The organism is Pseudomonas sp. FYR_2 (assembly GCF_043106425.1).
In the GTDB taxonomy this organism is placed as follows: Bacteria; Pseudomonadota; Gammaproteobacteria; order Pseudomonadales; family Pseudomonadaceae; genus Aquipseudomonas; species Aquipseudomonas monteilii.
The window spans coordinates 87,485-105,843 of sequence record NZ_JBICMM010000024.1 but is presented as its reverse complement, the minus strand read 5'-3'; the positions used below and the strand labels follow the sequence as shown (position 1 = coordinate 105,843).

The window sequence follows — 18,359 nt, the reverse complement described above, 5'->3', positions numbered from 1 at the left end:
GTGGTCGCGCCCCGGCGGATGGCCGGTAGGACACAACCCGAGAAGGCGTTAGAGCTTTTTCGCGTTCCAGGCCAGTAGGACACGGGCCTGGATATGCATCCGCTCGATCATCGACTCGTCGATGGTAATCGGCGGGTAGATAGGATTGTCGGAGATCATTCGGAGCTGGCCTCCAGTCAGACGCTGCAGGCGTTTGATGTAGAGATCGCCATCGAGGGTGAAGACATAAATTGCGTCTGTCTTCACTTCGGTGATCCCGCGATCCACAAGCAGGGCATCACCGTCTGCGAATGTGCCAGACATGCTGTCGCCGTCGCCAGTGATGATCGCCAGGTTGTCGATGTTGGAGAAACTTAGGCCCTGCATCCTGAGCCAGTCTAGGTGAACCGTCATGTCGCGGATGACTTCAATGTGCATTTCCGGGGCTGCCTTGCCATGCCCCATAGAAGCCGCGACATCGAGATGCGGAATCAGAACGTAGTTCTTGTCCTTTGCTGCCCTGGTGGGCAGGCGAACCACGTTGGTTGGGGCTGCGATGGAGGGTTCCTCCATTGGAGGAGATGTCAGCGTCCCTGCTACAAGCCCAATCTTGAGCTCGAGATTAAGCGCAGCCTTTTCCCCCAGCTTGCGGTGGCCGTTGAGCAGTTGCGACAGGTACGACGCGTCTAGGTCGTGAGCCTCGGCGAATTCCTTCTGGCTCAGGTTCCCCATGATCGTACGGAGGGAGGCGATGCGCCTTTCGTTAATGTCCATCTGCAGATGATTGCTTTCCGTTAGCAAACAGTAAATTACGAGTTGCTATTGCCTTCATAATTAGCAATTGCTAATCTGCTGGGCATTGGAGGTGTCTATGACGCTTAGCGAATATTTGAAAACGATAGACAAGGAAGGGGTCGACGCCCTCGCACGGCACTGCGGAACATCGGTCGGCCAACTGAAGCAAGTGGCTTATGGAAACCGCCGTGCAGGTGCGGGGTTGGCTGTCAATTTGGATCGAGAAACGGGAGGGGAGGTTACTTGTGAGTCGCTGCGACCGGACATTGACTGGGGATACTTAAGGCAAGGAAAGGGGTTAGAACGCTGAGCCAGGACTCTCACCTCCCAGCCCAGCTATGACAGTACGAAGCACCATCACTCTCGTCGGCCGGTGGCCTCTCTCACAAGTTCAGCCGGACGACTATTACCAAATGCCATGCCCGCACAGCACGCAAGGCACAGCACACAGGTCGTGGTCGTAGGATAGGTCTTACATGATCCTATGACTAGGCCGTAAACCGAGGATTTACGGTTATGAGCAGGATTGATCTTTTGCCGGGCGCAGGTCCGGTTCTCACTTTGCGACAAGCGCTCTATCGCGCGGGTCGTGATTATCACGGCGGTATCACCAGGCTGGCCTTTGACATGGGGCTCGAGGTGGATGCCCTGCAGAAGAAGTTGCACCATGCCGACGACCGCCGCTGGCCAACCCCCGACGAACTGGAAGAGATCGTGCAGTGGACCGCTGATCCGCGGCTGCTCGATGCACTGGTTCGTCCTGCCGGTGCGGTTTGGTATCGCCCCAAGCCTGTGCCTGCTACCAACGATGCCTTGCAGGCGGTTGCGAAGCTTCTGGCCGAGTCCGGTCAGTTCGTGGGTAGCCTGCATGATGGTGCCTCGGACAACGTTTGGACCTTGTCGGAGGTGTTGAATCTGGAGCAGCGTGGCATGGAAGTTATTCGCCAAGTTCTTGCCATCATGGCGGGCGCGCGCGAAGCCATGGAGGACGTAAGCCATGGCTGATGCCGTCGATTTTGCCAATGACCGCGCTGAGTATTTCCTCCAGTTGTCGCTGCAGCGTCTTGCGCGGCTCCCGGTCAAGCCAAGCGCGCAAATCTGCGAAGACTGCGATGAGCCCATCCCGCTGGCCCGTCAATTGTCAGTCTCCGGTTGCGAAACCTGCATCGATTGCCAAGAGTTGCGGGAGCGCCGGAGATGAGCGACCGCCCAACTCCTACCACAGCTGATTGGGCGCGGCGTTACATTGAAACCTTCGGTCTGGCTCTGGTTCCTATCGAACCGGGTGAAAAGGGGCCGAAGGGGGCCGGATGGAACAAGCCTGGTGGCTATTTCACGAATGCCTCGAAGGCGGAAGCGTTCTGGACCACGAGCCCGAATCACAACCTCGGTGTTGTGCTCGGGCCGAGTGGTGTCTGCTCGCTCGATGTTGATGATGTCGAGCTGACCCGACAGGTGCTGCAGCAGACGCTTGGACTCGATGTCGATGCACTCGCTGACGCATACCCTACCTCCGTGGGCAACCCTGAACGATTCCGCGTGATGTTCCGCGTCCCTGAGGGGGTGGAGCTGAGTCGCCATGCCCTGGTTTGGCCAAACAAAAACGACCCGGATGGCACCATCTACAAAGGGCTCATGGCGCAAGTGAAGGCTGCCATGGACGAGGGTGATGAAGACCGCGAGGCCGCCTTCCGCATGGCGGCTGAGCCTTTCAAGAAAGTGACGGTCTTCGAGTTGCGAGGTGGCCTGGTGCAGGACGTATTGCCACCTTCCATTCACCCAGGCACTCGCAAACCTTACATATGGCGTACCCCTCCGGCATCTGAAGGCTTGCCAGAGCTGCCTGCCGACTTGTTGGCCATCTGGCAGGATTGGGATGAGTTCAAGCCGAAGGGGGAGGGCGTTTGCCCGTGGAAACCGAAGGCGGCAACGCCTACGCCTGCAGCTCGTCCCATGGCCAAACCATCAACAGCTACAGCACAATCTCGTGATCGGCTCCCCGAGGTTATCCCTGAATTCAATCGTACCCATGACATCGCAACGATGATTGAGGCGCACGGTTACAAGCGCGTCGATGGGAAGTGGTTGAGCCCGCACAGCAGCTCAGGCCTACCCGGTGTGACAATCACGGAGGGCAAGCTCTACTCGCATCACACCTCGGACCCGCTGGCGAACGGACACAAGAATGATGCTTTCGATGTGTTCTGCATCCTGGAGCACGACGGCGACCAGAAGGCTGCGACTAGGGCGGCAGCCCGGATCCTGGGTATTGACGCGAAGTCCCGTCCGCCGGCACCGCCGCCATTGGGCGAACTTCCCCGTGCCCCATCGGTGGCGGAGCCGGCCGAGTTACCTCCGGTCGTCGATAGCAATGTCGAGCATCTTCCCCGCACCCCATCAGACGTCGAGGCCATCAGCCCGGCCGGCTCCTCGGCCACCGGGGGGCCGGGGGGGGATGCCCTGGACATTGATGCTGCGATGCGCCGATTTGCGCTGGTCGAAGGTTCCACGAACGTATGGGACTTCGACAAGCGACGGTCGATGAAGCGGACAGGCTTCGAGGCCTTGGTCGGCAAGCCACTCTCGAAAGCGTGGATGGAGCGGACCGACAAGAAGCTCATCGCCTCCGAGCAGGTGCAAGAGCTTGAGCAGGCCCGGAAGATGTCCAGCAAGAAGGGTGGGGCGCTGAAGCTTGAACCGCTCGACCGGTACATCTACATCGATGGGACAAAAGAGGCCTGGGATCGTGAGAAGAAGCGTCGGTTGCCCGAGGGCAGCGTCAAGATGGCCTTGGGGGATGCCTATCAGCTCTGGCTGAACAGCCCGGAGCGGCGGGTGGTGGACGTCGATCACATCGTGTTCGACCCAACGATGACCAAGGACCCGGCGATCTACATCAACACTTTTGAGGGCTTGCCGCTTGAGCCGGTCCGTGACGATGCTGCGTGCGAGAACCTGCGGTGGCTGATCTCGTTCCTTTGCAACAATGACGCCGAAGCGTTGGATTGGCTGGTCAAGTGGCTGGCCTACCCGCTGCAGCACATGGGCGCAAAGATGGACACCGCGATTCTGTTCCACTCAACCATGGAGGGCTCGGGCAAAAGCCTGCTGTTCGCGGACATCATGGGCGAGCTGTACGGTCGTTACGGTGCCACGGTTGGCCAGGCGCAGCTGGAGGGCAATTTCAACGCCTGGCAAAGCGGCAAGCTTTGGGCCGTGTTTGAAGAGGTGGTCAGCCGTGATCAGCGCTACAACCAGGTAGGCAAGATCAAGCACATGATCACCGGCAAGACGGTGCGCATGGAATCCAAGTTCATCAACGGCTGGGAAGAATCCAACCACATGAACTCGGCGTTCTTGAGCAACGAGATCATGCCGTGGCCGATCAGTGAAGACGACCGCCGGATGCTAGTGATGTGGCCAATGGAGACTCTGCCCGCCGAAAGGCAAAAGGCTATCGCCCGAGAGTTGGCCAACGGTGGGGTGGCAGCCTTGTACGGGTGGCTGCTCGATGTCGACCTTGGGGATTTCAACCAGCGCACGCGTCCGCCAAAGACTGAAGCCCGCCAGAGGCTTGTTGAGCTGAGTCGCACGGCTTGGCAGACCTTCTTCTACCTCTGGCGAAACGGCGAGTTGGGGCACGGTCTATGGGGCTGCTGCCTGACTTCCGATGTGTACGCCATGTTCCTTGAGTGGTGCTCCCACAACAAAGAGAACTCCATGAGCCACACGAAGTTCTCGCTGATGTTAAGCGCGAAGGTGGAGAAGACACGCCCTATCCCCTGGACTGATGGCAGTTCTCGCCGATTTGCGGCGTTCTTTGTGCCCAGCGAAGGTGATCCTTCCCTGCCCCCATCCATGAAGTCGGCCGAGCTGGGCAAGACCGTTGTCGAGTGGCGTGCCCGAGCAAAGCTGGCGGGCTGGAGCGTGGACAGTTGGGACCACATCAAGAGGCTTGCGGCATGACTCTGCCATTAAGTGTGTTGGGTGTGTTGGGTTTGTGTTGGGTTGGTTTCAGTAAGCCAACACACATTCAGGCCCCGGAATCTGTGGCTTTGGGGGTATGTGTGTTGGGTGTGTTGGGTTTGTGCGCACGCGCGCGCGCGCGATTTTTTTTAATCGCTGAAATAGAAGGGGGAAGAAATCTCTATGCGAACCCTGAAAAACCCAACACACCCAACACACTCAACACAGTTACTTCCAATCCATTGAATTCATTGAGTTTTGAGTGTGTTGGGTTTGTGTTGGGTTTGCCAAATGCGTGTTGGGTACTGGCCGGGGAGGGCTGGCGATGACGAAGGACCAAGGATTGCGCCTACAGGGGCAGGTGGATCACGCGCTGCACCGCATCGATATGGCGGCACTTATCGACCAGTCCGAACGCCTGCGTCTGGTTTCCGAGCTGATGAAGCATTGGGGAGAGCGGCGTGGACAGCTTGGGCTGGATGCCGGCTTGGGCAGTCAGATGGGCAGCATCATGGAATGGAAGGGGGCTGCACCGCGCGGAGGCTCATCCGGTTCGCGAATTTTGGTCAGCGGTGCAGGCCTTGATCACGCGGCAGCAGAGGTTGACGCGGCAGTGGTCCAGCTGGAGCGGCGTGATCCGCGCGGGGCTACGCTGGCCAAGCTGGCCCAACTGCGCTACCTGTATGGGGCCACGGTGCGCGAGCAGATGCGCGAGGTTGGGCTGGCTGAGGACGCCGACCGCACCTACCGAAACTGGGTTAAGGCCCTTCACCTGCAGGTGTTTGCCATCCTGGCCGCCCGCGCTGGCCGCGTCCGCCAGCAGACCGTTCGTCGGGTGAATATGCGACTTGCGTGCAACATTGATGAGACATAGCCACCACATGGCGACGAACCGAAAATAGGCCCTTTTCGGTTTTTCCGGTGGCATGTAAAAAGGCGCCACGATATCAAAAGTGCGCTTAGGCGCTTCCCCCACAAGCACTGTGCTGTGCAAGCCGCTCCGAATTTTCGGCGCATCGAGAACCCTGCCAACTGGCGGGGTTTTCTTTTTCCGGCGCCGTGCTTTGCCAATGAGGCTTACATGAACAGCGAGCAACAAACGTTAGCCGAACTGCCAATCTGGATGGTGATCGTGCTGTCCCTGGTCGGCGGTGTTTCGGGAGAGATGTGGCGGGCGGACATGGCGGGCGCTCGCGGTTGGGGGCTGATTCGCCGGTTGGCGTTGCGCTCTGGTGCCTGCGTGACCTGCGGTCTTTCGACCAACATGCTGCTGTACGCTCTCGGCGTTTCGGTATGGGCGGCAGCAGCGGTTGGTTGCTTGGCTGCGATGGCCGGCGCCGATGTCGCGATCAACCTTTACATGCGCTGGGCCGCCAAGCGGCTGGGGCTGGAGCAGGCGCCGCCCCAGGCCGGCGAGCCGGGGCAATGACCCGGCCGGCAGCCCCGGCGGGGCGGGGGACCCTGGCGATATGGCCGGGGTACGGGGCAGGAAACCCGCAGCTCTTCGCTAGCGGACAGTTCACCAGCTTAGTGAACTGCGGTGAACTGGTTAACCCCTTGAGTTCATTGGGTGAACTGGACTTTCCGACATGACTTATCTCACCAAATCGGAGTTCGCCGCTCGCCACGGATGGTCGAAATCCTACGTGTCAAAACTCGGCAAGCAAGAGCGCCTGGTGCTTTGTTCGGACGGCAAGGTCGATGTCGAAGCCACCGAGGCGCTGCTGGCCGAATCGGCCGATCCGAGCAAGGCCGCCGTCGCGGCCCGGCATGAAGAAAACCGAGTCGAACGGGATGTGCGAAGTCACCTCCAACCTGGCGGTGACACACCTGCGGTGCAGCAACCGGAACTGTCGCCTTCTGGCGGTCCCAACTTCCAGCGGTCGAAGGCTCATCGCGAGTTCTACCTTGCTGGTCTGGCCGAGACCGAGTTCTACAAGGTTCGAGGCAATCTGGTTGAACGGGCCGCAGTCGAAGACGCCGCGTTCGCTGCGGGAAGGCTGCTTCGTGAGCAGTTTTTCGGCTTAGTCCCACAGCTAGCTGGCGAGGTCGTCGGGATGACCGACTTGTGGGAAGTCGAGAGGCACCTCATTGACACTTTTCGGCGGGTCTTCACTGAGGCCGCCAACATGAACAGCACCGACCTTGAACAGGCTATTGGCCTGAAACAATCCACTAACAAGAGCTGAGCCTATGCCCACCGGATACGCAGACGGTGCAGAGGTCTACCGCGAAGCGTTTTGCCGAGGGCTTACGCCTGACCCTGATCTTTGGGTCGACGAGTGGGCAGATGAGTACATGCGGATCCCCCGTGGTACTGGTGCCGCAGAGCCTGGCAAGTATCGTACCGCGCGCACGCCATATGCCCGCGAACCTATGCGCTGCCTTTCACCTGCTCACCCGTGCAAGCGGGTGGTAACCAAAATCGCCTCGCAGCTGATGAAAACGCAGATCGCCCTGAACTGGATCGGAGCGCTGATCCACATGGCTCCGGCCAACATCTTGACGCTGCTGCCCACCGGGGGCTTGGCGAAGCGGGTGTCTTCACGGATCGGCAAGACCATCGATTCAGTCCCTGAACTGAAAGCACGGGTGGCGGCGGTCCGGTCCCGGGATTCCCGTAATACCTTGGACACCAAGGAATTTGATGGTGGCGCGCTGTTTGCCACTACGGCCGGCTCGGCGGCCAACCTGTCTGAGCTTTCGGCTCGGTATGTGTACGGCGATGAGGTTGATCGATGGGAAGTGGACGTCAACCAGGAAGGTGACCCGATCAAGCTGGCCGAAGCCAGGGGGAGTACGTTTGGACGTAACGCCAAGTTCTACTTTTCTAGCTCTCCGCTTATCAAGGGCATGTCACGAATTGATGACCTCTACATGATGGGGGATCAGCGGCACTACTACGTGCCTTGCCCGCATTGCGGGCACATGCAGGTGTTGGTCTGGGAGCGACTGTTGTACTCGGCTGATTTCAGCACCACGCACTACCAGTGCGCGGGACCTGAGTGCGATGTGCTCATTGAGGAGCACCACAAGGCAGACATGCTGACCAAAGGTGAGTGGCGCGCTCATGCGCAAGGTGATGGCGAGACGGTGAGCTTCCACCTAAGCGCGTTGTATGCCCCTTTAGGTTGGCAATCTTGGGCCACGCTGGCTCGAGAGTATGAAGAGGCCAAGCTTGCTCAGAATCGCGGCAATCTGCACCCCATGCAGGTTTTCTACAACACCCGGTTGGCTGAGGTCTGGGATAGCGCAATTGAGCAGACCAAGGCCGAGGTGCTGCAGGCCCGCGCGCTGCAAGAGGACTACGTGCTGGGCACCCTGCCTGTCGGAGCACTGGCGCTGACGGCATCCGTTGATGTCCAGGCCAACCGCCTGGAGATGATGGTTATGGCTTGGGGCGCTGGCATGGAGCGGTGGGTGGTCGATCACCAGGTGATCCCTGGCGACCCGGCCGACGAACGTACCTGGGCTTTGCTGGATGACCGCTTGAAGCATCGGTACCGGCACCCTTGTGGGGTAAGCCTCGCGATCCTGGCTACTGGCATTGACTCCGGCGGTCACCATACGCATGAGGTCTACCAGTTCACCCGTGTGCGTCGATGGCGCAACGTGTTTGCGCTCAAGGGGGCGAGCAAGCCGGGTAAGGCTGTCATCGCCCAGCGCCCGTCGCAGGTTGACGTCACCTGGAAGGGCCAGACCGAACGCAATGGTGCCGAACTGTGGATTGTTGGTACCGACACGGCCAAAGACTGGATCTACAACCGCTACAACTTCGAAAAAGGGCCTGGCGCGCTGCATTTCGCCAAGGACCTGCCCGATGAGTTCTTCCAGCAGTGTGTCGCCGAGCGCAAGGTCGTCCGATACGTGAAGGGGCATGAGCGGTTCGAATGGATCAAGAGCAAAGCTGAGCGGAACGAGGCGCTCGACCTCATGGTGTACAACCTGGCCATGGCCTATTTCCTCGGCTTGCACCGCTACGTCGAGCACGACTGGGACAAGCTGCGGCAGGCGCTCGCCCAGGCCAGCCTCTTCGAGCAGGGCGAACCGCAGACAGCCCGGCCCCAGGCCGCCGAGCCGGACGCTGACGACCAGGACGAAGACGATACACCGCCGAGGTCTGCACCTCCGCCGGCGCCGGTCAGGCGCAGCGATCCGCCGAAACCCCAGCCGGCCCCTTGGGCTGCGCCACAACCCATGCAACGCCGCAGCTCCAGCAGCGGTTACCTGAAGAGACGCTGACATGGCATACACGAAAGCAGACCTCGCCACCGTCGAGCGTGCGATCGCGCGTGGTGAAAAGATCGTTCGGTACTCGGACCGCACCGTCGAGTATCGAACGGTCGACGAGTTGATCAAGGCCCGCGATCTGATCCAGTCCGAACTGGTCAAGATCGCAGGGCCGCGCTCGCGCGTTACACGCCTCTACCACGGGGGCAAGGGAATATGAGCGGGCGTTACATGTCCATCGGCCGCTCGGGCATCTTGGTGCCCGAGCGGATCAAAGCCAGCTACGAAGGCGCCGCCGAGGGGCGGCGCTCGTCAGGGTGGGATGCGCCGGATACCGGTGTGAACAGCCTGATCATGCCGGCCTTGCGCAACCTGCGTTCTCGCTCGCGCAGTGCGGTGCGCAATGACCCATACGCTGCCAACGTTATCGACAAGCGTGTCAGCAACCTGATCGGCACCGGTATTACGCCGCATCCGCAGCTTGTCGACAAAGAGGTACGCAAGGCGATGCAGGTCCTGTGGGAGGACTGGGTGGATGAGGCTGATGCCGATCAGCTCACCGACTTCTACGGCTTGCAGGCTTTGGTGGCCCGAACGGTGGAGCAGTCAGGGGAATGCTTCGTCCGCTTGCGTCCGCGCCGGCTGGAGGATGGCTACGCCGTACCGCTGCAGCTGCAGTGCCTGGCACCGGAGTTCGTCCCGCACGACAAGTTCGAGGTGACCCGCTTCGGCAATGTCATCCGCGCAGGGATCGAGTTCAACGGCATGGGGCGGCGGGTGGCGTACTGGTGCTATCGCGTCCATCCCAGCGACAAGTCCTCGCTGAATGTCGGCTACAACCAGCTGGTGCGTGTCCCTGCTGAGCAGATGCTGCACATCTTCGAGCCACTGGAGCCGGGGCAGCTGCGCGGTGTGCCCCGCCTGGCGCCTGTCCTGAAGCGCTTGCGTAGCCTGGACAACTTCGACGATGCGGTGTTGTTCCGGCAGGAAGTGGCCAACCTGTTCGCAGGCTTCGTGCGAAAGCCTGCGCCGGACGGTAGGCCACAGCTTGATCCTATCACCGGGGCGCCGGTCGACCTCGACCGGGACGGGTTCACCCCAATGGTGGGGCTGGAGCCCGGCACGGTGCAGGAGCTGGGGGCAGGCGAGGAGATCGAATTCTCCGACCCGCCGGACGCAGGCAACAACTACCGCGACTTCATGCGGCAGCAGTTGATGGCTGCCGCTGCCGGTACCGGCTTGCCTTACGAGCTGATGACCGGCGACATGCAAGGCGTGAACGACCGGGCGATACGCGTGGTGCTGAACGAGTTCCGGCGCAGGCTAGAGCAGCTCCAGTTCCAGGTCTACGTCCACCAGTTGTGCCGTCCTGTGCGGCAAGCCTGGTTAGACATGGCTGTGCTGGCCGGGGCGCTCGACCTGCCGGACTACTCGCAGCGACGCCGCGAATACCAGCGCACCCGCTGGGTGCCACAAGGCTGGGCCTACATTCACCCCGTTCAAGACGTCCAGTCCCGGCAGATGGAAATCTCCGCCGGATTCACCACTCGCAGCGAGACCTGCTTGCGCAACGGTACCGATGCCGAAGTGGTGGACGAAGAGAATGCCGCCGATCTCGCCAGGGCTAAGGTCCTGGGTATCAAGTACAGCACTTTGTCGGCGGTCGATGACGACCCCGACGAGAAGGAGAAACCATGATCCCTTTGAAACCCCTCCGGATCTTCAACAAGGCGCCCAAGCAGCAGCCCGGAAACGAACAGCACTGGTACCGTATCAGCGCCGCCACCAAGGCCGAAGGCGTTGCTGACGACGAGCCAATGCCAATCGAGATCTACATCTATGGCGAGATCGGTGGCTGGGGCATCACCGCCAACCAGTTCCTCCGCGACCTGAAGGCGGTCGATGACGGTGTCTCGCCGGTTCACGTGGCCTTCAACACCAACGGTGGCGACCTGTTCGAGGGCGTGGCTATCCACAACGCGCTGCACCGGCTGGGCGAACGCTGCACTGCCCGTATCGATGCGCTGGCTGCCAGCGCAGGTAGCGTAGCGGTATGCGGTGCACACCGGGTGGTGATGGCATCCAACGCGATCCTAATGATTCACAACCCCTACACCTGGATCGAAGGCGACGCCGAAGAACTGCGGCGGGTGGCCGATGTGCTCGACCAAGCCTTCGAGGTGATCATCGCGGCTTACAAGGCTAAATCGCCTGACATTGACGAAGTTGAGCTGCGTCGCCTGGTCAACGCTGAAAGTTGGCTCACCGCCGAGGAGGCGCTCGCGCTCGGGCTCGTCGATGAGATCGGCAGTGGCGTGCAAGTCCGCGCTTGTCTGGGCAATGGCGCGGCCATGGCCCGCTATCAGAAAACACCGCAGGCGTTGCTTGATCAGTTGGCCAGCAAGCCGCCGGCTGAAGACCCGGTAAAGACGCCTGCGTCGACCAAGCGTGACGTCGCCGACTCCACGGCGCTGGCGCTCATGATCACCCAGGACTGCGCCAAGGCCGGTATCAGCAACCTGGCTGAAACGCTGATTGCTTCGACCAAGCTGACTGACACGACCACGGTGCAGGCTGCGCTGAAGCAGGCCAAGGGTGTACACGATCTCTGTGTCGCGGCGCGGTTGCCCGAGCTGACGAAGGAATACGTCGCCGCCGGTCTGGACGCTGACGCGGTGCGGGCGCGGCTGTTCGAGAAGATTGTCAGCTCCGGTAAGGGCTTCGAGATCAACAACGCCTTGCCACCGGCCGACGATGATCAGGAGAAGGTCAAGGCAAAGTTCCCCAATCCATCCAGTATCTGGGCCGCCCGCCGGCAGGCCGCCAATAAAGGAGCACGACCATGAGCACCATCCGTCAGGAGCCGGTCCACACCGGTGAATTCCTGCTTTCCGAAGGACCGGGGAAGATTTCCCGCGAAGCCATCGACGTAGCCGCAGGGCCAGGCCTGGTTGCTGGGCAACTGCTCGGTTTGGTCACCGCTACCGGCCAGTTCACGGCGTATGACCCCGCAGCCGAGGATGGAAGCGAGAAGGCCGTTTGCATTCTTTATGCCTCTCTCGGTGAGTCCGACACGGTTCGCCGTGGCCGGGCTGTTGTGCGGCTGGCGGAGGTTAGCGAGGCCTTGCTGACGGGTGTTGATGCCGATGCCGAGCAGGCCCTGGCGGCGCACTTCATCATCCTGCGCTGACTTGTACTTTTCCTATTTCACACCCCGCCCTGAGCTGGGTTCTTACTTTCTGGAGTACCCCCATGGCTGAGATTGCCATTTTTCAAGACGATGCTTTCGGCGTTGCCGCTCTGACCGCAGCCATCAACGATCAGGAATACGTGCCCGGTCGCTTGGCGGCTCTCGGCCTGTTCCAAGAAGAGGGTGTTGCGACCCTCACCGTGCAGATCGAGAAGGACGGCGACACGCTCGCTCTGGTGCCTGCAGGGGAGCGTGGCACCTCTGGCCTGGTGGTCGGCGGTAGCAAACGCACCCTGATCCCCTTCAACACCGTGCACTTGCCGCAGCGCTTCGCGATCAAGGCGGACGAGATTCAGGGTATCCGCGCTTTCGGCACGCTGACCGAGCTGCAGGCTGTCCAGGATGTGGTGAACAAGCGTTTGGCCAAGGCAAAGCGTCAGCTGGATGCTACCCACGAGTTTCATCGCATGGGGGCAATCAACGGCAAGGTGCTCGATGCCGACGGTTCTTCGGTGCTGTTGGACATTTACAAAGTATTCGGCGTTTCCCAGCAGAAGCTGCCGATGGGGCTGAACGATCCGAACGCGAACGTTCAAGCGCAGTGCGTGGATGCACTGGATATGCAGGAAGACGCGCTCGGCAACGTCACCACTACCGGTGCCCGGGCTTTCTGCGGCAAGACCTACTGGAAGAAGCTGATCGCCCACCCTTCGGTAGTCGAAACCTACAAGGGCAGTCAGCAGGCCGCCGCGCTGCGCGGTGACGGCCGCGAGACATTCGATTTCGGTGGCATCAGCTGGGAGCGCTATCGCGGCAAGGTATCGGGCGTTCCGTTCGTTGCTGATGATGAAGCCCGCTTGGTGCCCGAAGGTGTGTCGGACCTGTTCTTGTCGGTCTATGCGCCGGCGGATTACATGGAAACCGTCAACACCGAGGGCCTGCCGTACTACAGCAAGTTGGAAGAAATGCCGTTCGGTAAGGGCGTAGCGGGTGAGGCGCAGTCCAACCCGCTGCACATCTGCACGCGACCTCGCGCTGTTATTCGCCTGACGATTTGATCATGGGCTTTCGGGACCTGATCGATGACGTAGACGAGGTGGTATTCGATGTCCTGGGCGATCCGGTGCAGATCGAGGGTCGCGACGTTCTCGGGATGTTCTCGGCGCCGTGGCTGCAGCCCAAGCTAGGCCAGATCAATACCGGCCTGCGTGAGCCGCACCTGGTGATCCGGGTCAGTGATAACGCGGGTGTAGAGGCGCGGCAGAGCGTGGTGATTGATCTGCCGCTTGAGGACGGAGGGGGCAGTTACATCGTCACCCGCATTGAGCCGGGTGGCGACGGGCTGGTAACCCTGGTGCTGAGGAAGTCGGCATGAGTGTAGGTAGCTATCAGAAGCAATCGGCCAGCGCTGGCCTCATCACCCTTCAGGCGAACCCACGGCAGGTCAAGAACTTCTCTGAGTTTGGAGAGTTGCTGCCCAAGGCTATCAAGGCTGCAGAGCGACGGGCGATCAACAAGACCGTTCGTTGGCTGCGCACGCACATTGCCAGGTCTGTGAGCAAGCAAGAGCGCATCGCTGCATCTACGGTAAGGCAGCGTTTGCTGGCTTACCCCGTCACCGGCAATGGACAGGGCAAGCTTTGGTTTGGTTTGAATCCCATCGAAGCAAGTCGTGCTGGTCGGCCTCGACAAACCCGCTCGGGTGTGTCAGTGGCCGGTCGCAAGTACCAAGGGGCGTTTTTCAGAACGGTGTATGGCAGCAAGCCGGATATCTGGATCCGCACGGCCAGTAAGCATTTCAGCGCAGACGATTACCCGGACAGCGAAGTCTCTGGAAGAGGCGGAGCCAGTTCGGGCTGGGTTGGTGAGAACGGCAGCCGCTTTCCGCTTGCCAAGGCGAAGATATCGCTCGATGACGTGAGGCCACATTTCGAATCATGGACGAACAAGGCTCACCAGCGGCTGCTGGTAGTGATGGAGCAGGAGCTGAATTTTGAGATGCAGAAACACCTTCGGAGACTGGGACAGTGACTGATGACCCGATACCGCTGGCGCAGGTGTACGCCGCGATTGAGCAGGGTATACACCAGGCCATTCCTGCCCTGGCCTACGTTGGCACCATGCCGGGGCGCCTTGAGACTGTCACGCCGCCGGCAGTTGTGGTGGAGCTTGCGGGTTTTGAGGCGGCTGAGCATGATCCTGGTACCGGCGAGACGGCGGTGGATGCGCGTTTTGAGGCACGAGTGATCGTGGGTAGCGAGTTGGATGATTGCCTACACGTTGCCGCTTTCGTAGCCGCGCAGTTGGCTGCGCTGCTTCGTATCCAGACATGGGGCATCGCTGTGGAAGCGGCGAAGTTCGTTCGCGCTGAGCAGGACTGGAGTCGGCCCGAGCTGGACAGCTTTGCAGTCTGGGTCGTTGAATGGACTCAGGTTATCTACCTGGGCGAGGAAGAGTGGCCCTGGCCCCGAGAGCCCGGCCCATTAAAGTTCGCCTTCGACCCGGACAGCGGCCCGGGCAATGAAGGCCTGTATCAATCGCCCGAGGCGCTGGCATGAGTTATCCGCTAGCGCAGCTGGACCGCATGCTAGCCGGCGTCGTGATCCCCTGTTACGTCGTGGCGGTCGACCTGGTCGACGCCAAAGTGCGTGTCACTGACGGCGGCGACTGGACGAGTGCCTGGGTGCGCTGGCATTCCCTGGCCGCCGGCAAGGCCCGCCATTGGCGTGCGCCGAGCATTGGCGAGCAGGGCATGCTGGTGAGCCCGAGCGGCGAGCCTGCGCAAGGGACGTTCGTTCCTGGGCTGTACGGCAACGCCGGCGACCGGCCGGACAACCGCGACCACGTCGAGGTGTGGCGCTTCGATGATGGCGGTTCAATCGTCTACGACTGGGCGGCCAATAGCTACACCATCAAGCTGCCCACCGGCACGGTCAACATCGAGGTCGGTAGCAGCAAGGCGACGATCACCGACGATGCAATCAGTGCCAAGTCAAAGGCGATCACCGCCGAGGCCGAGACGTATACGGCTATAGCGCCTGAGATCCTTCTGCGGGGCAATGTAAGGATCGAGGGCGCGTTACTCGTAACGCTCGACATTTTCGGCCTTGGAAAAGTCATCGACACCACCGGCAACACGCCGAACCACAAACACTGACAGCCCGCCTTCGCGGGCTTTGTCTTTTCTGGAGCATCACTTATGGCAGTCAAGAAAACCGACGAGACAGACGCGGCAGCGAGTACGGACGAATCCGCAGTTGTACCTGGTGCCGATGGCGCTGGCACTGGCACCTCTGTTGTGGTCGCTGCTGCGGCCCGGGTGACATTCACCGACCGCGCTTACATGTCCCGCTCACTGTTCCTGCAGTCCGGCGACGACCTGCGCGAGTTCAAGGTGCAGGGCGGCCGCGTGACCGTCCAGGCCGACGATGCCGAGGCGCTGGCGTTCCTGCGTGAGCATGCCGACCTGCAGCAGCTGGACGGCTAAGCATGATCGGCCTGGACCGCAGGACCGGCCAGCAGTCCACCGGCCTTGACCACTTGAAGCAATCGGTCGAGGACATTCTGACCACGCCCTTGGGCAGCCGGCGCATGCGCCCCGAATACGGCTGCAACCTGCGCCGCTTTGTCGACATGCCGGTTAACGAGGGCTGGAAAAGTGCCGTGCAGGCCGAGGTGGCCCGCGCCCTGGGCCGCTGGGAGCCGCGTCTGCAGCTGGAGCGCGTCAAGGTCGTTTCTGTGATCGAAGGCCAGATTGGCCTGTTGCTGACGGGCGAGTACCTGGGCAGCTCGGCCGTCGTGGAGGTGAGCGCATGATTGACCTGTCTTTGCTGCCCCCGCCCGACGTGGTGGAAAACCTGGACTTTGAGACGCTGTATCAGGAGGTGTTAGGCATCTACCGCGCCCATATGGGCGACCAGTGGACCGCGCTTTTGGAGTCCGACCCGGTGGTCAAGCTGCTGGAGGTCATGGCCTACCGCGAGCTGGTTATGCGTGCCCGCGTCAACGCGGCGGCCAAGGCCAGCTTGTTGGCCTATGCCAAGGGCGCCGACCTGGACAACCGCGCCGCCGATTATGGCGTGCAGCGGCTGACCATCCGCGCGGCGAACCCCGACGCGGTGCCGCCGGTTACAGCGCTGGTGGAAAGCGACGAGGCGTTGCGCTACCGCACGCGGCTGTCGCTGGAGGCGCTTTCGGTCGCCGGCAGCAGCGGCGCCTATGAGTATCACGCGCTGAGTGCGTCGGCCGAGCTGGTGCATGTGTCGGTCGATTCTCCCCGGTTTTCCGGGGTGGCGGTGCCAGCCGCGGTTAAATCGCAGCTGCCGGCCGGGGCCATTGTCGTGGTCTGTGACTACGACGCCGGCCTTGCCAATCCGCTGCCCGGCGATGTGTCGCTGGCGGTGCTGGCGGGGCCTAGCAGCACCGTGCCCGAGGCGCAGCTGGTGGCCACCGTGCTGAAGTCGCTGTCGGCCGAGGACGTTCGGCCGGTGACGGATCGGCCGCGTGTGCAGGGCGGTATCCCGACCGACTTCAAGGTGGAGGCGGTGCTGTGGGTGGAGGACGGGCCAGACCCTGACGTTGTCCTTGCGGCAGCCAGGGCCAGTCTGGAGGCCGCCATTGCCGACGCCCGCCGGCTGGAGGGACAGCTGCCCGTCTCGGCCATCTACGCCGCGTTACACGTAACGGGCATTAGCCGCGTCGACCTGGCCAAGCCGGTGGAAGGGGTGGTGTGTGACAAGCGGCATTACCCGCGCGCCACCTCCATCGCCCTGACCACCAAGGTGATCAGATGAGCCTGCTACCGAACAACGCTACGCTGCTGGAGCGCTCGCTGGAGCGCGCCGGCGAGCTGGGCGTTGACCCGGAAATTATCCGGGGCGTGGCCGACTCGGCACGGTGCCCGCCCAACTTCCTGCCCTGGTTGGGCTGGGCGCTCAAGGTCGAGGGCTGGGAGGCCGCTTACACCGACGACCAACGTCGCGAGCTGATCCGCGAGGCCATCCCGGTTCACAAGACCAAGGGCACCGTCGGCGCAATCCGGTGCGTGCTGAGGGCGGTGCGGGTAAACGCGGAGTTCAAGGAGTGGCACCAGATCCCGAACTCCGCGCCGTACACGTTCCAGGTCACGGCCTGGGCCAACGACAACCGGGCGGGCGAGGGTTCGATTATCTCGCCCGAGCTGGGGGCGCGCCTGCGTGCCCTGGTCGATGCTGCGAAGAACGAGCGCAGCCACTACGAGTTTCGGCTGGGCGCGCGCTATGACGGCGGTTTTGTAATGGGCAATGCCGTGCAGTCATGGGCGGTTCAACGCCGCTCAATGAAGGCCCAAGGTGTGCCGCTTGATACCTCGGTGCAGGGCCTGCAGGTTGCCAACGCCACAACCGCGCTTAGCGTCTACCGGCGAAAAGTCGAGGCGCAGGGCGTGCCGATTCATTGTGAAGCGGGCTATGTGGTCGCTAATGCGGTCCAGGCCCGCCGCGTCGTGCGCTGCACGATGGAGGCTGTTTTATGAGTACCACGCTACAACCTGTGATTACCAAGGTCGGCCTGGCCGCGATCTGGAATAAGAGCAAAACCGGCCTTTCTGCAGAAATCACCCACGTTGTACTTGGCACCTCGGCCTACACGCCGAGCGCCGACCAGACGACTCTACGCACCCAGGTGGGCAAGTACCCGATTGCGGGTGGCGAACAGATGAGTAGCACCCTGTTGCACTTGACTGCGCTAGCGGATGGCCCGGCGGCCTTTTGGGTGCGTGAGGTCGGCTTTCTGCTGAGTGACGGGACCCTGCTGGCGGTCTGGTCGAGTTCCAGCGAGCCACTGACGTACAAGGCGTCCGGCGAAGAGCTGTTACTGGCCTACGACGTTTCGTTGTCGGCGCTACCGGCTGGCAGCGTGACCATCAACACCACGCCGGCTGGCCTGAGCCTGACCATGGCGGCGCCGTTTGCGCAGATGGCAGCCGCAGCGATTGCCGAGCAGTTGCGCAGCTTGCAGGCGCAAGAACGGGCCGAAGCCCAAGGGGAGGTGCAACGAATCGCCGGCGAGCAAATCGCCAACCTGATGCAGCGCATGAAGGCGGTCGAGCAGCGCCAAGAGAGTGATCACGACGGCTTGCTGAGCGTGGCCATTGCCAATGCGGCAGCCGTTATCAGTCTGCAAAACCAACTTGTTCAACACATTAACGGAGCGTAAGCCT

The 18,359-nt window shown here is 61.4% G+C and carries 23 protein-coding genes; 22 read left to right on the top strand and 1 reads right to left on the bottom strand.

All coding sequences use genetic code 11. From position 1 onward, the window contains the following. Window positions 1-48 precede the first annotated feature (48 nt). Entirely contained in the window at window positions 49-753 is a 705-nt protein-coding gene (locus tag ACF8R4_RS12380; RefSeq protein ID WP_392492553.1) for a S24 family peptidase, read from the bottom strand. 97 nt (window positions 754-850) lie between these two features. Between ACF8R4_RS12380 and ACF8R4_RS12375 the strand changes: the two genes are divergently transcribed. From ACF8R4_RS12375 to ACF8R4_RS12270, 22 genes are all read left to right on the top strand, one after another. After that, entirely contained in the window at window positions 851-1,084 is a 234-nt protein-coding gene (locus tag ACF8R4_RS12375; protein ID WP_082477177.1) for a YdaS family helix-turn-helix protein, read from the top strand. A 206-nt stretch (window positions 1,085-1,290) separates the two neighbouring features. Further along, a complete protein-coding gene (locus tag ACF8R4_RS12370) occupies window positions 1,291-1,779 on the top strand; it encodes a phage regulatory CII family protein (protein ID WP_056806589.1) in 489 nt (162 codons plus the stop codon). Then, window positions 1,772-1,975 (top strand): TraR/DksA C4-type zinc finger protein, encoded by a 204-nt coding sequence (locus ACF8R4_RS12365; protein ID WP_019096614.1) that lies wholly within the window; start codon window positions 1,772-1,774, stop codon window positions 1,973-1,975. The genes ACF8R4_RS12370 and ACF8R4_RS12365 overlap by 8 nt, the downstream gene beginning before the upstream one ends. Continuing rightward, window positions 1,972-4,740, top strand: a complete 2,769-nt coding sequence (locus ACF8R4_RS12360) for a bifunctional DNA primase/polymerase (protein ID WP_392492550.1) — start codon at window positions 1,972-1,974, stop codon at window positions 4,738-4,740. Before ACF8R4_RS12365 ends, ACF8R4_RS12360 begins: the two co-directional genes overlap by 4 nt. Before the next feature lie 325 nt (window positions 4,741-5,065). Next, entirely contained in the window at window positions 5,066-5,614 is a 549-nt protein-coding gene (locus ACF8R4_RS12355; protein ID WP_313853619.1) for a hypothetical protein, read from the top strand. Window positions 5,615-5,821: 207 nt separating this feature from the next. Then, window positions 5,822-6,169: a phage holin family protein gene (locus ACF8R4_RS12350; protein ID WP_125854740.1), complete on the top strand. Its 348-nt coding sequence runs from the start codon at window positions 5,822-5,824 to the stop codon at window positions 6,167-6,169. Window positions 6,170-6,329: 160 nt separating this feature from the next. Further along, window positions 6,330-6,929 carry a terminase small subunit gene (locus tag ACF8R4_RS12345; protein ID WP_392492548.1) on the top strand — a complete coding sequence of 200 codons (600 nt, stop codon included), beginning with the start codon at window positions 6,330-6,332 and terminating at the stop codon, window positions 6,927-6,929. Between the two features lie 4 nt (window positions 6,930-6,933). Beyond that, on the top strand, window positions 6,934-8,982 hold the full coding sequence (locus ACF8R4_RS12340) for a phage terminase large subunit family protein (RefSeq protein ID WP_392492546.1): 2,049 nt from the start codon (window positions 6,934-6,936) through the stop codon (window positions 8,980-8,982). Between the two features lies 1 nt (window position 8,983). Beyond that, complete coding sequence (locus tag ACF8R4_RS12335; protein ID WP_070087211.1) at window positions 8,984-9,190, top strand: phage head-tail joining protein; 207 nt, start codon at window positions 8,984-8,986, stop codon at window positions 9,188-9,190. Continuing rightward, window positions 9,187-10,668, top strand: a complete 1,482-nt coding sequence (locus ACF8R4_RS12330; protein WP_392492544.1) for a phage portal protein — start codon at window positions 9,187-9,189, stop codon at window positions 10,666-10,668. The genes ACF8R4_RS12335 and ACF8R4_RS12330 overlap by 4 nt, the downstream gene beginning before the upstream one ends. Next, complete coding sequence (locus ACF8R4_RS12325) at window positions 10,665-11,816, top strand: head maturation protease, ClpP-related (protein ID WP_392492542.1); 1,152 nt, start codon at window positions 10,665-10,667, stop codon at window positions 11,814-11,816. The genes ACF8R4_RS12330 and ACF8R4_RS12325 overlap by 4 nt, the downstream gene beginning before the upstream one ends. Further along, a complete protein-coding gene (locus tag ACF8R4_RS12320) occupies window positions 11,813-12,160 on the top strand; it encodes a head decoration protein (protein ID WP_070087214.1) in 348 nt (115 codons plus the stop codon). The genes ACF8R4_RS12325 and ACF8R4_RS12320 overlap by 4 nt, the downstream gene beginning before the upstream one ends. A 62-nt stretch (window positions 12,161-12,222) precedes the next feature. Further along, window positions 12,223-13,218 carry a major capsid protein gene (locus ACF8R4_RS12315; protein ID WP_070087215.1) on the top strand — a complete coding sequence of 332 codons (996 nt, stop codon included), beginning with the start codon at window positions 12,223-12,225 and terminating at the stop codon, window positions 13,216-13,218. 2 nt (window positions 13,219-13,220) lie between these two features. Next, the gene (locus ACF8R4_RS12310; protein ID WP_392492540.1) at window positions 13,221-13,535 is read left to right on the top strand and encodes a hypothetical protein; all 315 of its coding nucleotides are present in this window, start codon (window positions 13,221-13,223) and stop codon (window positions 13,533-13,535) included. Beyond that, window positions 13,532-14,191, top strand: coding sequence for a hypothetical protein (locus tag ACF8R4_RS12305; protein WP_392492538.1), 660 nt, complete (start codon window positions 13,532-13,534; stop codon window positions 14,189-14,191). Before ACF8R4_RS12310 ends, ACF8R4_RS12305 begins: the two co-directional genes overlap by 4 nt. Then, complete coding sequence (locus tag ACF8R4_RS12300) at window positions 14,188-14,718, top strand: hypothetical protein (RefSeq protein ID WP_392492537.1); 531 nt, start codon at window positions 14,188-14,190, stop codon at window positions 14,716-14,718. The genes ACF8R4_RS12305 and ACF8R4_RS12300 overlap by 4 nt, the downstream gene beginning before the upstream one ends. Continuing rightward, window positions 14,715-15,317, top strand: coding sequence for a phage baseplate assembly protein V (locus tag ACF8R4_RS12295; RefSeq protein WP_392492535.1), 603 nt, complete (start codon window positions 14,715-14,717; stop codon window positions 15,315-15,317). The genes ACF8R4_RS12300 and ACF8R4_RS12295 overlap by 4 nt, the downstream gene beginning before the upstream one ends. A 42-nt stretch (window positions 15,318-15,359) precedes the next feature. Further along, window positions 15,360-15,647, top strand: coding sequence for a hypothetical protein (locus ACF8R4_RS12290; protein WP_392492534.1), 288 nt, complete (start codon window positions 15,360-15,362; stop codon window positions 15,645-15,647). 2 nt (window positions 15,648-15,649) lie between these two features. Next, the gene (locus tag ACF8R4_RS12285; protein WP_392492533.1) at window positions 15,650-15,976 is read left to right on the top strand and encodes a GPW/gp25 family protein; all 327 of its coding nucleotides are present in this window, start codon (window positions 15,650-15,652) and stop codon (window positions 15,974-15,976) included. After that, complete coding sequence (locus tag ACF8R4_RS12280; RefSeq protein ID WP_392492531.1) at window positions 15,973-16,953, top strand: baseplate J/gp47 family protein; 981 nt, start codon at window positions 15,973-15,975, stop codon at window positions 16,951-16,953. Before ACF8R4_RS12285 ends, ACF8R4_RS12280 begins: the two co-directional genes overlap by 4 nt. Then, window positions 16,950-17,672 (top strand): phage tail protein I, encoded by a 723-nt coding sequence (locus tag ACF8R4_RS12275; RefSeq protein ID WP_392492529.1) that lies wholly within the window; start codon window positions 16,950-16,952, stop codon window positions 17,670-17,672. Before ACF8R4_RS12280 ends, ACF8R4_RS12275 begins: the two co-directional genes overlap by 4 nt. After that, window positions 17,669-18,355: a phage tail protein gene (locus ACF8R4_RS12270; RefSeq protein WP_392492528.1), complete on the top strand. Its 687-nt coding sequence runs from the start codon at window positions 17,669-17,671 to the stop codon at window positions 18,353-18,355. Before ACF8R4_RS12275 ends, ACF8R4_RS12270 begins: the two co-directional genes overlap by 4 nt. Window positions 18,356-18,359: the final 4 nt, after the last annotated feature.

Bases quoted from the DNA above. Each gene is read 5' to 3' on its own strand.
- ACF8R4_RS12305 (WP_392492538.1), top strand. From the start codon at position 13,532: ATGAGTGTAGGTAGCTATCAGAAGCAATCGGCCAGCGCTGGCCTCATC.
- ACF8R4_RS12315 (WP_070087215.1), top strand. From the start codon at position 12,223: ATGGCTGAGATTGCCATTTTTCAAGACGATGCTTTCGGCGTTGCCGCT.
- ACF8R4_RS12310 (WP_392492540.1), top strand. From the start codon at position 13,221: ATGGGCTTTCGGGACCTGATCGATGACGTAGACGAGGTGGTATTCGAT.
- ACF8R4_RS12270 (WP_392492528.1), top strand. From the start codon at position 17,669: ATGAGTACCACGCTACAACCTGTGATTACCAAGGTCGGCCTGGCCGCG.
- ACF8R4_RS12335 (WP_070087211.1), top strand. From the start codon at position 8,984: ATGGCATACACGAAAGCAGACCTCGCCACCGTCGAGCGTGCGATCGCG.
- ACF8R4_RS12370 (WP_056806589.1), top strand. From the start codon at position 1,291: ATGAGCAGGATTGATCTTTTGCCGGGCGCAGGTCCGGTTCTCACTTTG.
- ACF8R4_RS12325 (WP_392492542.1), top strand. From the start codon at position 10,665: ATGATCCCTTTGAAACCCCTCCGGATCTTCAACAAGGCGCCCAAGCAG.
- ACF8R4_RS12375 (WP_082477177.1), top strand. From the start codon at position 851: ATGACGCTTAGCGAATATTTGAAAACGATAGACAAGGAAGGGGTCGAC.
- ACF8R4_RS12290 (WP_392492534.1), top strand. From the start codon at position 15,360: ATGGCAGTCAAGAAAACCGACGAGACAGACGCGGCAGCGAGTACGGAC.
- ACF8R4_RS12330 (WP_392492544.1), top strand. From the start codon at position 9,187: ATGAGCGGGCGTTACATGTCCATCGGCCGCTCGGGCATCTTGGTGCCC.
- ACF8R4_RS12320 (WP_070087214.1), top strand. From the start codon at position 11,813: ATGAGCACCATCCGTCAGGAGCCGGTCCACACCGGTGAATTCCTGCTT.
- ACF8R4_RS12365 (WP_019096614.1), top strand. From the start codon at position 1,772: ATGGCTGATGCCGTCGATTTTGCCAATGACCGCGCTGAGTATTTCCTC.
- ACF8R4_RS12355 (WP_313853619.1), top strand. From the start codon at position 5,066: ATGACGAAGGACCAAGGATTGCGCCTACAGGGGCAGGTGGATCACGCG.
- ACF8R4_RS12285 (WP_392492533.1), top strand. From the start codon at position 15,650: ATGATCGGCCTGGACCGCAGGACCGGCCAGCAGTCCACCGGCCTTGAC.
- ACF8R4_RS12345 (WP_392492548.1), top strand. From the start codon at position 6,330: ATGACTTATCTCACCAAATCGGAGTTCGCCGCTCGCCACGGATGGTCG.
- ACF8R4_RS12380 (WP_392492553.1), bottom strand. From the start codon at position 753: ATGGACATTAACGAAAGGCGCATCGCCTCCCTCCGTACGATCATGGGG.
- ACF8R4_RS12350 (WP_125854740.1), top strand. From the start codon at position 5,822: ATGAACAGCGAGCAACAAACGTTAGCCGAACTGCCAATCTGGATGGTG.
- ACF8R4_RS12340 (WP_392492546.1), top strand. From the start codon at position 6,934: ATGCCCACCGGATACGCAGACGGTGCAGAGGTCTACCGCGAAGCGTTT.
- ACF8R4_RS12295 (WP_392492535.1), top strand. From the start codon at position 14,715: ATGAGTTATCCGCTAGCGCAGCTGGACCGCATGCTAGCCGGCGTCGTG.
- ACF8R4_RS12275 (WP_392492529.1), top strand. From the start codon at position 16,950: ATGAGCCTGCTACCGAACAACGCTACGCTGCTGGAGCGCTCGCTGGAG.
- ACF8R4_RS12280 (WP_392492531.1), top strand. From the start codon at position 15,973: ATGATTGACCTGTCTTTGCTGCCCCCGCCCGACGTGGTGGAAAACCTG.
- ACF8R4_RS12360 (WP_392492550.1), top strand. From the start codon at position 1,972: ATGAGCGACCGCCCAACTCCTACCACAGCTGATTGGGCGCGGCGTTAC.